This is a genomic window from Paenibacillus sp. FSL F4-0125 (genome assembly GCF_038008565.1).
Taxonomy (GTDB): Bacteria; Bacillota; Bacilli; order Paenibacillales; family Paenibacillaceae; genus Paenibacillus_AQ.
This window is the reverse complement of sequence record NZ_JBBOZJ010000001.1, coordinates 1,163,165-1,175,589: the sequence shown is the minus strand read 5'-3', so window position 1 is coordinate 1,175,589 and position 12,425 is coordinate 1,163,165. Positions and strand designations below refer to the sequence as shown.

At 40.5% G+C, this 12,425-nt stretch carries 10 protein-coding genes; 2 read left to right on the top strand and 8 right to left on the bottom strand.

The features are described 5' to 3' along the window. Positions 1-63 precede the first annotated feature (63 nt). Positions 64-936, top strand: coding sequence for an alpha/beta hydrolase (locus NST74_RS05145; RefSeq protein ID WP_042131873.1), 873 nt, complete (start codon positions 64-66; stop codon positions 934-936). 65 nt (positions 937-1,001) lie between these two features. Here the strand turns inward: NST74_RS05145 and NST74_RS05140 are convergent, their stop codons facing one another. The 7 genes from NST74_RS05140 to NST74_RS05110 form a co-directional block, all read right to left on the bottom strand. Further along, positions 1,002-1,454, bottom strand: a complete 453-nt coding sequence (locus NST74_RS05140; RefSeq protein ID WP_339289441.1) for a nucleoside deaminase — start codon at positions 1,452-1,454, stop codon at positions 1,002-1,004. Between the two features lie 15 nt (positions 1,455-1,469). After that, on the bottom strand, positions 1,470-2,924 hold the full coding sequence (locus tag NST74_RS05135; protein WP_042124598.1) for a cytosine permease: 1,455 nt from the start codon (positions 2,922-2,924) through the stop codon (positions 1,470-1,472). A gap of 72 nt (positions 2,925-2,996) precedes the next feature. After that, complete coding sequence (gene arcC / locus NST74_RS05130; protein ID WP_042124596.1) at positions 2,997-3,947, bottom strand: carbamate kinase; 951 nt, start codon at positions 3,945-3,947, stop codon at positions 2,997-2,999. Between the two features lie 31 nt (positions 3,948-3,978). Next, positions 3,979-5,124 (bottom strand): ankyrin repeat domain-containing protein, encoded by a 1,146-nt coding sequence (locus NST74_RS05125; RefSeq protein WP_341110790.1) that lies wholly within the window; start codon positions 5,122-5,124, stop codon positions 3,979-3,981. Positions 5,125-5,223: 99 nt separating this feature from the next. Beyond that, entirely contained in the window at positions 5,224-6,651 is a 1,428-nt protein-coding gene (locus tag NST74_RS05120) for a YlbE family protein (protein ID WP_042124592.1), read from the bottom strand. A gap of 2 nt (positions 6,652-6,653) precedes the next feature. Next, the gene (gene fdrA / locus NST74_RS05115; protein ID WP_339289435.1) at positions 6,654-8,201 is read right to left on the bottom strand and encodes an acyl-CoA synthetase FdrA; all 1,548 of its coding nucleotides are present in this window, start codon (positions 8,199-8,201) and stop codon (positions 6,654-6,656) included. Between the two features lie 15 nt (positions 8,202-8,216). Continuing rightward, positions 8,217-9,083 (bottom strand): DUF2877 domain-containing protein, encoded by an 867-nt coding sequence (locus NST74_RS05110; RefSeq protein WP_339289433.1) that lies wholly within the window; start codon positions 9,081-9,083, stop codon positions 8,217-8,219. A gap of 262 nt (positions 9,084-9,345) precedes the next feature. On the opposite strand from NST74_RS05110, the gene NST74_RS05105 reads away from it, so the two are divergent. After that, positions 9,346-11,040 carry a PucR family transcriptional regulator gene (locus NST74_RS05105; protein ID WP_076117993.1) on the top strand — a complete coding sequence of 565 codons (1,695 nt, stop codon included), beginning with the start codon at positions 9,346-9,348 and terminating at the stop codon, positions 11,038-11,040. A 64-nt stretch (positions 11,041-11,104) separates the two neighbouring features. On the opposite strand, the gene NST74_RS05100 is transcribed toward NST74_RS05105, so the two are convergent. Next, on the bottom strand, positions 11,105-12,304 hold the full coding sequence (locus NST74_RS05100) for a CynX/NimT family MFS transporter (RefSeq protein ID WP_341110786.1): 1,200 nt from the start codon (positions 12,302-12,304) through the stop codon (positions 11,105-11,107). Positions 12,305-12,425 lie beyond the last annotated feature (121 nt).

Below are 12,425 nucleotides of genomic sequence, written 5' to 3'. Positions count from 1 at the left end.
TATACAATAGAGGTAGTGCTAATCTTTAAAAATTACTTACTTGATGAGGTGTATTGGATAGTGATGAAGAAGACCGTTATTTTTAAAGAAAATGATCAATTTACAATTAAAGCTGATTTTTATGAAACAAACCGTTCCCAAGCCCCTGCTATTGTATACATTCACGGAGGCGGCCTACTTTGGGGTGATCGAGAAGATCTATCCGAGGAAATGATACAACTCTACACCAATAATGGCTTTGCGCTGTTTTCGATTGATTATAGATTAGCTCCTAGATCAACCCTATCTGACATCCTTGAAGATGTCCAAGACGGCCTTCTTTGGTTAGTGAATGAAGGACCCAAGGAATTCTCCATTGATCCCTCAAGGATTGCTGTGGTGGGAAGCTCCGCAGGTGGTTTCCTTGCGCTATGCACAGGAATGTTTACCCATAAGCCGCGTGCGATTGTCTCCTTCTATGGATATGGCGATATTAGTGCACAATGGGCACTAGAACCTAGTAAATTCTATTGTGAAAAAGATATCGTCTCTATGGAGATTGCAAAAAGTACGGTGTCCGATCAAATCATTACGAACGCAACCGTTGACGAACGTTTTCTTCTCTATTTATATGCTAGACAATCCGGTCAGTGGATACAAGAAGTGACGGGTTTGAATCCTTCTCTACATAAGGAAGAACTCCTCAAATTCTGTCCTATTCATCATGTAACTAAGGAATTCCCCCCTACATTGTTATTGCACGGAACAAATGATGTAGATGTACCCTATGAACAATCAGCATTCATGAGAGCTGCGCTAGTGAAAGAAGGGGTACCCGCAAAGCTTATAACCATTCCTAACGGAGAGCATGTATTTGAAAAAGATTTCAATAATCCTGTAGTGCAAAAAGCTCTTCATCAGGTGATTGATTTCCTTCAGCTTCATCTTACTGAGTAGTTCTGTAAAAGAACAGGAAAATCCGGCACTAAAATAGTGCCGGAAAATATAGGATACCGCCTGAATTATTTCTTGTTTAATTCGTGGAAATGCGTCCATAAATGATCGCAATCTTCTCTTGCTTCCACTTTGATCATATTGACAATACTCTCATCATGACCCACAAAATATTCACGAAGGTGGATGTCAGAGAAGCCATGCTCTTTCGCATCGTCTCTTGTGCTGCAATAATGAACTTCTTTAACACCTGACCAAATGATAGCGCCCATACACATTGGACAGGGTTCACAGGTTGCGTATATTACGCAATCCGATAAGTCCATGGTGTCTAGCTTTTTGCAGGCTTCTCGGATGGCTACCATTTCCGCATGTGCAGAAGGATCCGTATCTCTCATCATCGTATTGCTAACCGCTGCAATTACTTCATCGCCTCGAACAATCGTTGCACCAAACGGGCCCCCAAATTTCTTATTCATACCCTCGATCGTTGCATCTACCGCCAATTTCATGTAATCCATTTCAAAATTCCTCCTCTAGTTTAATTGGGATGATTTTAGTGTTTTGCTAAAGATGGTGTATAGAACAAACGAAACAATTAAACCACTAAAGAAAGCAAAATCATTCATCCTAACTAGGAAGGGGATACCCTTAAGAAATGCACCTGACATAGGAAGGATGAAGCTGACTGCTAGAACAGCCATCGCAACAGGATTGTAACCATTCTTATATTCACCGTTGCTGCCTGTTGGGACATAGATATTATCAAGATTTAATACTCTTTTCCGATGAATAAAGAAGCTTGAAAGCATAATACCCGCAATTGGACCAAAGATGGACCCGATAAAGCTATAGAAGTAAAATAAGGTCGTCGTACTTTCTACAAGCTTCCATGGCAAAATCAAAGTTCCAACAATAGCTGTTAAGACACCTGCAGTCTTTACAGTGAATTTTTTCGGGAAAAGGGATGACATTTGCAAGCCCGCTGGTAATAAGTTTGCAAACACTACGAAGGCGATTGCTCCTACGTTTAGCGCAAGAATCAATACAACAACCGCGAAAGTGTTTTCAATTTTATCAATGGCATGAACGATATTAAAGATCGGTTCACCAAAGGCAATTTCAGTACCCGCGATTAAAGCCACACAAGTGATGGCAAAAAGAATATAAGACAAGATAAACCCTACAGGCAATCCAATCATAGCCGCTTTTGGTGATTTCGCACGATGCGTGAAGTCTGACATATTCACCACAGGACCCGCCCAGTTAGATACCAATGCACTCACGCAAGCGATAAAGACTAGCGGACTGGAACTTGGATTCGCTGGTACATACTCTAAAATCGGTCCGAACCCTCCAGCAATCTTGATCGCCCAAACAGCAGCACCAATAATAAACACATACACTACTGGAGATGACCAGTTACCGAACTTACCTAATGTTTTCATTCCGCCTAAGAACAACAGAACCGTTGCTGTCCAAAGAATTGCGTAAGAGATCATTGTCGGGAATGCTAACCCGAATAATGTAAAGCCACCGCCTAAATCCATATAATTCGGAATAAATCTGGCAAATATAACATTTAGCGATTCTGCACCTACAACAGTAGTGGTTCCAAAGAATACTAATCCGGCAACAAGGCCTCGTATTAATGCAGGTATAATCGCTCCCTTTACCCCAAACGAATCACGAAGCAACATCGCGAATGGCAGCCCGTATTTGGAAGCAGAATACCCATTTAAAGCATAAAATGCGGAGACAATGATGGCTGAAAGCATGACGGCAAAAAGCACTTGTGTTGTGTTCAACCCTAAGACGAAGAAACCTGCTACTGTCATATACGACATAATATTATGAACAGCGCCCATCCAGAGTGTTATATAGTTGGACATTCCCCAGTCTCTTTGGTCAGGCTTTTTAGGCAGTAATTCCTCACCGTAACCGTATGATTTGTACTTATCATAATTTTGTTCCAATTTTGCTTGATCCATGTCTACACTTCCCGCCTCTTAATATAGTTATTAGGTGTACTACGGAAGTCTGGAGGAACTAAAATCTTAAATTTACTTTACGATATGAGTGCCTGCCTTTTCATTAATCGCATCTTTCAAGCTTTCCGGATTCGTAATAATAACCCGCGTTCCGCTGTTCTCTAAGAAGCTTAAACTTGCCTCGATTTTAGGCAGCATACTTCCTGCTGGGAAGTGATTTTCCAGTACATATTGTTTAGTCTCATCAACCGTCATTTTGGAAAGCTCTTTTTGATTCGGCTTACCATAGTTGATGCATACTCTAGACACTCCCGTTGTAATAATTAATGTCTCCGCATGGATTTGTTCTGCTAAAAGACTCGTGGCAAAATCCTTATCGATAACTGCATCGATACCTTTGTACGTGTTATCATCAGACTTCACGACTGCGATACCTCCACCGCCTGCAGCGACAACGACAAATCCCCCATCGATTAATGACTTAATTGCGTCTTTCTCCACAATATCTATAGGTCTTGGGGACGGAACCACTCTACGGTATCCTCGGCCAGAGTCTTCTACAAAGCTCCATTCAGGATGCTCTTGTTTCATTTCTTCAGCTTGCTCTTGGGAAAAGAAAGATCCCACCGGCTTCGTCGGATTCTTAAAATTAGGATCTTCTGAGCTTACTTCAACTTGCGTGATAACCGTAGCCACATTCTTATGGATCCCTCTAACTGCAAATTCATTAATTAAAGCTTGTTGAATTAAATAACCGATTCCACCTTGTGTATCAGCTCCACAGTTCACTAGTGGAACAGGAGACATACCGGCAATCTCATGTGCAATCTCAGATCTTCTTAGTCCAAACCCTACTTGTGGCCCGTTACCATGAGTAACGACGACATTGTAGCCTTCTTGCACCATATCAACAATATTGACGACCACTTCTTTTACTGCTTCAGATTGGTCATGAATCGAATCCAAGCCATTTTCCTTGACCAATGAGTTTCCGCCAATAGCAACGATTATAGTCTCTTTCATCTGGTGCCTCCTATGTTGCAATTCTTATGCTCTAACCGAGTAACTCAATAGATTGCTTTTTGTGTGAATGGTATAACGGGTTCGTTGGGTCATTCTTTATTGCGTTTTCGATGGCTTCAATGGCTTCTTTATGCTTCCCAAGCGATCTTAGACTGTTCGCCTTATGGAAGGAGAAGTCATATCTATTCGGCTGAACAGCTAGCAGCTTATCCATCTCAATAACTGCTTCTTCGTGTCTCCCAAGCTCTCTTAAATAATTTGATTTGTGGTAACGATAGAACGTTTCATTAGGTGCCAGCTCACAGGCTTTATCATATTCCTGAAGAGCCTCCTCAGGTTTTTTCCATAGTCTTAAACAATTCGCTGTATAGAAATAGAATTCTAAATTAGCAGGATCCATAGATAAAACGCTTTCATAGCATTGAAGTGCCTCTTCGTATCTCTTTAATTCCTGCAAGAAATAACCTTTATAATAGATGAAATCCAGGTTGTCAGCATCCACTTCCAGCGCCCTGTCCATGACAGATATAGCTTCTTCATATTGATCGCTGTTAGCGAGAGCCTTTGCCTGCTTCACATATTCGTTATTTTCTTGGAAGCTATGTTCTAGAATCTTCACGACTTTATGCTGACCGTTCTCTTCGGCATGTTGTAGGGATGAGAGCCCATCTCGATCAGGCAAATGCACATCTGCCCCTGCATGAACAAGCGCTTCAATAATGTCAGAATATAGTCGTCCGCCATTCCCCAATATGACTGCTTCAAGCAGGGCTGACCAGCCTAAGTCATTGACATGATTCACTGGCACCCCAGCATCAATACACGCTTCTACGGTTTTTAAGTAGCCCTTTTCACTCGATGGTAACAGCGCTGTTCCTCCAAATCGATTCACGCTCTTCAAATCAGCACCACCAGCAATCATGAGACGCAGAATTTCATAGAATCCATTTGCTGCCGAGCAAATAAACGGTGAGAGTTGGGTAATATCTCTGGTGTTTACGTCACTTCCTGCTTCTATTAATCTTTTAGCAATCGCGATTTGATTGTTTTGTGTTGCCGCCATTAGCGCTGTTCGCCCAGCAGCATCTTTATAATCAACACTGGCACCTTCGCCTAATAGTTTCTCAACAGAAGCGAGTTCTCCCTGTTCACTCGCCTCAATAAGTTTTGTATTCAAGGATAGACTATCCAAAATTGTTCACTCCTTCACAACCTAACACGAGATGTCCGTCTAGTTCGAAATAAGAATGGTGGGCTAAACAAGTTAGCCCTTTTCTTATTTAATATTTTCACTTAATGCAAGTAATGCTTGTTCAAATGCTTCGATTGGAGGGTTAACGATACCTGCACCAATCATTCCAATCCCGGCATCTTTATGTGCAATAGCTGTATTAATAATCGGCATAATTCCAGTTTGAATAACTTTTTGAATATCAATACCTGTAGGAATCCCTATAAAGTCAAGCATTGGAATCGTCACGTTCGGATTTTCAGTGGTTGTGATTTCCGCCATTTTTGTGGTGTAGCTGATTGCATCATCAACGGTACCACCCACAAGCGACACAATCGCCGGTGCAGTTGCCATAGCAAATCCGCCAATGCCATAGGTCTCTGTGATCGCACTGTCACCTATATCAAGACCAGAATCTTCTGGTTTGTAACCGGCAAACATAGGACCAATTACTTGTTGTGCAGGACCTGTAAACCACACGTTTCCAGCTATTCCGCTCACACGAATACCAAATTCCACTCCGTTACGAGCCATTGTGGTAACAATGGTACTATTCTCAATGCCGTGCGCAGCATCAAGGGCACATTTACAAAGCGCCATCCATGTTGGACCCGAGAAATAGTCGCTGCTGCTAACGAATTCAAACACTTCTTTTTTCTGTTCAACGGTAAAATCGGTTTGGATAATATAAGGCGTTAGCGCTTGAATGAGCAGGGTTGTTCCAGCTACATTTCGGTTATGACACTCGTCCCCCATATGAAGGGCTTGGGATAGCATTAAACGCAGGTCAATGCCATTTGGATTTAGTTTCATCGCATCTCTTAAAATAGGACCCAAGACATCACGCATCCAAATCAGACGCTGGATAACACTCTCATCATTGGCACCCATACGAAGGATTTTGGACATTTGCTCACTTAAGTTTGTATAAGCAATATTGCCATAAGTTTTATTCTCAACAATATGCATAAACATGGAAGCGGATGTGACACCAGCCATGGAGCCTACACAGTTATGTTCATGACATGGCGAGAAGGTAATCTCTCCAGATGCAGCTAGTTCAGCGGCTTCTTCAATATTTGGGGCAAGGCCTTCAAATACAATGGCTCCTGTTACCGCACCTTTCATCGGACCATTCATACGTTCCCAAGTGATTGGCGGGCCAGCATGTAAAATCGTATTTTTCGTCATGCCCGGAACCACATTGATCGCTTGGTCAAAGCCAATTAGTACCGGCTGGGAATTAATAATTCGCTCGACAGCCTCTTTGTTAGCAGCTTCAATCTTATCTGTAACACTTGGATCTTCAAGCTTATCCAGCGCAGCAATTAATTCTGGGTTCCCTCTCCCTGGCGGCATCCACTCCAAGTGAGTTACATTCGCGTTTTGCTTTAACAAATCATCTCTAAAGTTCTCAATGCCTACATTAATGACATTTAGTTTATTCGTAAAAAGTTCATTGATTTTACTCATGACTATTCTCCTTTCACAACAAATTCTCTTGCTAGTAGACCTGCGTTCTGACTGCTGCTAGCATGTGTAGCACCAGAAGCTAACAATTTATTAATTTGACCTTCAATATTTTGACTATCTAGCTCGGTTCCAAGAATGTATCCAATAATCTCTAGATGTCTTCCTTCATCTTCCGCGGCTTGCTTCGCTTCGATAATTGCTGGAAGCATTGCGCCTACAGGATCTTCGTGTGCTCCGAAGCCTAGTACAAAGTCCATCACAATAACACCGACAGAAGGATCTTTCGCTTCTTGAATAAATCTTTCAATCCGAGTGGATGGATCTATCATTGGATGTGGTTTACCTTGTGTAAATTGGTCGTCTCCGAAGTCTATAAAGGTATGATCTTGGCTTACTCTAACATCTTTTAAGCGATATTCAGGATCTCTCTGAATGTTACTGTAGACATTGTCGAATTTCTCCATAGCAATGTGCATCGCTTCATCACAGAGCGTACCGCCACTAAATAGTCCACGGATATATTTTTGCTCAGGCTTTAATTTCGCACGTACTTCTTCAATAAGTGGAAGATTTAACGCACGTTTGTTAAGCTTCGATTCGTCTGCTCCAGCTAAAAGCACCGCTTTAAGTGCCGCTTCTTTTGACATTTTTGCAAAATGACCGCCAGCTTGGGTGACCTTTTCTTCATTCCCACCCACAAACCAAACCACAACTGGTTTCTTACATTGTTTAATTTGTGCTAGTACTTTCTCTTCTACACTTGGTGCTGGTGGTTTAGATACGAGAACAATAACCTTTGTTGCATCATCCTCTTCTAGCGCTTTAATTCCAGCCAGCATCATAATGCCGCCAACCTCTTCACTTAGATCTCTACCGCCCGTACCGATCAACTGTGTGATTCCACCGCCAAATTCATGAATACGAACCGTTACCTCTTGGCTACCTGTTCCTGATGCGCCGACGATCCCAATATTGCCTTTTCTCACGGCATTTGCAAAACACAAAGCGACATTACCAATAATTGCAGTACCACAGTCTGGCCCCATCATTAGCAAGCCTTTTTCTTGGGCTAAAGTTTTTAATTCAATTTCATCTTCAATACTTACATTGTCGCTAAACAACATGACGTGAAGATTATTTTCAAGCGCTTTTCTTGCTTCTCTAGGAGCGTAACTCCCATTTACCGCAATAATCGCTAAGTTAGCATCAGGAGTACCGTTTACAGCTGAGGTAATTGTTGAGTATTTAACTTCACTCTTTCCTTTAGAGGAATCTTTCTTTTTCGTTAATAATTCATTGATACTTTCGAAAGCACGCTCACATAGCTCTTCAGAGGCAGCCTTCACAATAATCACTAAGTCACTTGTTTTGGCACTTTCTACTTCAGGGGTCATCAAGCCCACATTTCTAATGACCTCTTTATTCATTTCAGTACCCATTGCAATAATGGCTTGTTCTACGATTTCGATCTGATTCGCTTTTGTTGAGAGTGACATCAAAGATACGGAATCGATATAAGTGTTTGGTTTTACTAAAACTTGTACAGTCATATTTGTACCTCCCATTTACATGTTCATTTCCAGCCCTGCAATAATTCCTAGGGCTATATCTGTACCCGACGTGGAGCCTATAGCCAATACCCTACGTAAAGATGAGATTAATACTTCTTCACTACCTCTAAATAAAGCCTCCATTAAATCAATAATGGACTCTCTTACCTGGCCAGCGGCTGCTTTTGCTAATGCCATATAGCTGATATCATTGGTTAAAGCTTTCGCATGTAAGACGACTTCTTCACAAAACGAATGGTGTGAAAAGTATTGATGATTCTCGATGTTAAAGACGGTAAACAATCCCACCAAGAAATCATCACCGGCTGGCGTTAAGCCTGGTCCAAGGCCTATGAGCGAAGCTGCATGTATGATTGCAGTAGCCATTCGCTTATTTTGCAATTCCGATACAAGTAACTGCGTCCGTTCATGAAGCATTCTAGACATTTCATCGTCAAAAGGATTGCCACTTTTGAAAGCCCTTTCAATTCTACTGTTATTTCCGTGAAGTTTGATATATTGCTTCATGGTGGATAAATTCATTTCTAAGACATCCGCTACTGAAGGGTACTCGGGCAATATACAAGTCCAATTCTTAATACCTTCTATTGTTATAGACATCTTATTAGTAATCGACAGAACCGAATGATCCGAACTTACAAGGTCATTCACCCTAATATCTGCTTCTTCAAAGTCTTCTAAGTCAATAATAAGTGTATTAGGCGCATTATCGATTCCCTTACACGCAATAGTATACAAATCACCACTATCCAAACATTGAATATTGAGTGTACGATTAAACGTGCTATGAACAAAACCATGAAACTTATGATGATTGATTTGCTGAATAAAATCGTCATCACCGGATTTTGCAAATCTCACTAGCGTCACCTCTGTTTTAATTCCTTATTTTAAAAAAGGTGATTGACCTCCTTTACACGTCTAAAGATTGATAAATGGATTGGATAATATCATTTGGTTACATCGTACAAAGGTAACTTAGAGCGTAACTACCTTACGCACTTAATATATAATATACTGGTAGGGATCGTCATCGTTTAAGCGAACCAAAAAGAGTGCATCCTATTTGTGCATGTTATACAAGGGAATGTGTTAAAAGTGTGTCTGAGGAGCGTGCCAAAAATTGCTAACCGTTAAAGACTTAATGAAGATCAAGGCTATAGAGGGAATCAAAATTGTGGCTGGAGAAACAGGAATTGATAAATCCATATCCATCGTTAACATTATAGAGAATCCTGATGCCTTTGACTGGCTTTCACCTAACGAACTACTCTTATCGACAGGCTATATCTTTAAAAATAATGCAGAATTACAAAACCGAATAATTAAGGAGCTTGCAGAGCTCAACTGTTCAGGATTGGTTGTGAAAATGAAACGGTACTTTGACAAGCTTCCACAGAACATGATTGATGAAGCCAATAAGTACGGCTTACCCCTTCTGGAACTGCCTTTTGAATATACACTCTCTAACATGATCTCGATCATTAATGAGAAGGTGTCCGGAAGATATGATCTGCTCAATAGAAAAACTTTAGATATACATAACTTGTTCTTCAAAATCACCCTTGAAGGCGGCGGTATTGAAAAGATAACCTCCATGTTATCTGAAACGATTAGTAATCCTATTATCATCGTAGACAAGGATTGGCGATTACTACATCACACAGAGCATGCGAAGAACAACAGCCCACTCGAGTATTATCTTGATTTTTCAAATCGACAGCCTGTTTTTAATAAAGAGTTCATCGATACCATTCCCACCAATCTAAATGAAATGAAAAAGTCTATTAAGAGGACCTATCGTTCAGAAGGTGCGGAAATAAAATGTCGGGTCATTCCTGTCGCTGCTTCTAACTATATTTATGGCTATATTGTGATTTGGCAGACGGTACAAGAGTTATCCGAATTTGATTACATTATTTTGCAGCAAGCCTCCACCATCATGGCACTCGAGCTGATCAAAGCAAAGGAAATTAGCGAACTTGAAATAAGAATTAAGCAGGACTCCATTGATGATTTACTTTCGGGGAAAATCTCTTCGCAGGAAGCGCTGCAAACCTTATGCTATCTTCATGGATTAAATCCGAGCTATATGTATTACAGTATGGTGATAAATATTGAAATGAATGAAGCAGACAAGTTTGAAGATATGATTATTGGAAAGTACAAAATGGAGTCCACTGCCAAAAAGTGTGTGGATATCATTTATAACTATTCGCATCAAGCGATTGGAGAAATTAAGTGCTTTTATAGAAATAACAGAGTCATCATTCTAGTAGGACAAAATGAAGAAAGACCTCCTGTTTCGATTAGTGATGCCAAGTTATATGCGAATGAACTACTCGAGGTACTTATTCAAAAAACGAAGGAAACACTCTTAATAGGCATTGGTCAGCAATATAGTACAATCAGCTCGCTGCATAAAAGCTTTTCTGAGGCGAACGAAATGATTAAATTAATGCAACAAAAAAACCTTCAAAACAAGGTCTCACATTTCGAGGATTATTCGGTTTACCACCTGTTGGAAGCCAATATCAAAGTCGTAGCCTTAGAAGAATTTTTCCGAAAGTGTCTAGGTAAGGTGTTTGATCATGATCAATTACATGGTACAAGTTATATGTTAACTTTAGAAAATTACTTTATTAACAATCTGAATGTCACCGAAACTTCAAAGGCTATGTTTTTGCACAGAAACACACTTATCTATCGAATCGAGAAGATTAAAGAAATCCTAAATCTGGACTTAAAGCATTCAGAAGAACTACTGCGGATTCAATTAGCATTAAAGATATATAGCATTTTAAACAAAACGATTTAAAAAAAAGCTCCCCATACAGCAGCAGGGTTCATTATTTCACCTGTCTACTATATGGGGAGTTTTCTTAGACATACTTATCTCGGCCAGACAACATTCCAAACGTCATCACGAGTCCAGAAATAACGATCAGTGTGATCAGTGGAATCGTCCACACTTGGGTCATATCGTATAAATACCCGATCAATATAGGTCCTATGGCTGCAAGCATGTATCCCGTTGATTGAGCCATCCCAGATAATTCTGCAGCTTGATTTCCATTTCGAGCACGAATTCCGATATAACTTAACGCCAGTGGAAAATTCCCTCCCAAAGCAATACCAATTAAGATAATACTTAGGATCATTATTGGGTAAGATGAGCCCATCCATAGTCCACCATAACCAACAATGGAGCACATGCCTAATGCAAATGCAATCCACACTTGAGAGCGTAGTCGTCCAGCCAGAATAGGAACAAGAAAACTAGCAGGTACGCCTACAATTTGTGTGAAGGATAGCAACCAGCCTGCTGTACCTCTACTTATGCCATAGTTATATAAGATTTCAGGTAACCAAGACATTGTTATATAAAATAATGAAGACTGAAACCCCATGAATAGAGCTATTTTCCAAGCGAGTGGTGAACGCCAGATTTGCTTAGCACTGACACTTAAGCTTTTTATTGCCTTACCTTTGGCTGGATTTAATCGAAGCAGAACGATCCATACCAAGATCGCTATGATTGTCGGTATTCCCCATACAATTAAAGCTCCGTCCCACCCAAGCTTCAGATCATGAGCTAGAGGAATACTAATACCTGATGCTAACGATGCAAATAATCCCATTGAAGTGGAATACACACTTGTCATTAGACCGAACCTTTGAGGGAATTTCTCCTTCACAACTACCGGCAAAAGAACATTTCCAATGGCTATTCCTACCCCCACCAATAACGTTCCAAAGAAAATAAAGAGCGTCATTGAAATAGAACGGATACAAATACCGACCAAAAGAACAACCAAACCTAACAATAGTGTCTTCTCGTTGGATAAACGAGTAGCGATTTTGGGAACGAGAGACGACATAACAGCAAAGGATATCAAAGGTATACTCATTAATAAACCTGCACTCCAATGTGCAAGCCCTACATCCTCTTGAATAATTCCCACTAGTGGACCAACCGATGTAATAGCGGGCCGTAAATTAAAGGCTACCAGAACAATCCCCGTAATAAGTAAAATAATATATAACGAATTCTTGTTGTCTTGTGTCTGTGGTGATTGCAAAAACTAAATCTCCCCTCAAGTAATCAAAGCTACGCAAATGATCTTCAGAATGTAGCATTAGTTATAACATATAAGAAACGAGTTTAAAAGTATAAAGTAGCAAGAGGCGTACCCGTTTCGC

Bases quoted from the DNA above. Each gene is read 5' to 3' on its own strand.
- fdrA (WP_339289435.1), bottom strand. From the start codon at position 8,201: ATGACTGTACAAGTTTTAGTAAAACCAAACACTTATATCGATTCCGTA.
- arcC (WP_042124596.1), bottom strand. From the start codon at position 3,947: ATGAAAGAGACTATAATCGTTGCTATTGGCGGAAACTCATTGGTCAAG.
- NST74_RS05120 (WP_042124592.1), bottom strand. From the start codon at position 6,651: ATGAGTAAAATCAATGAACTTTTTACGAATAAACTAAATGTCATTAAT.
- NST74_RS05135 (WP_042124598.1), bottom strand. From the start codon at position 2,924: ATGGATCAAGCAAAATTGGAACAAAATTATGATAAGTACAAATCATAC.
- NST74_RS05145 (WP_042131873.1), top strand. From the start codon at position 64: ATGAAGAAGACCGTTATTTTTAAAGAAAATGATCAATTTACAATTAAA.
- NST74_RS05140 (WP_339289441.1), bottom strand. From the start codon at position 1,454: ATGGATTACATGAAATTGGCGGTAGATGCAACGATCGAGGGTATGAAT.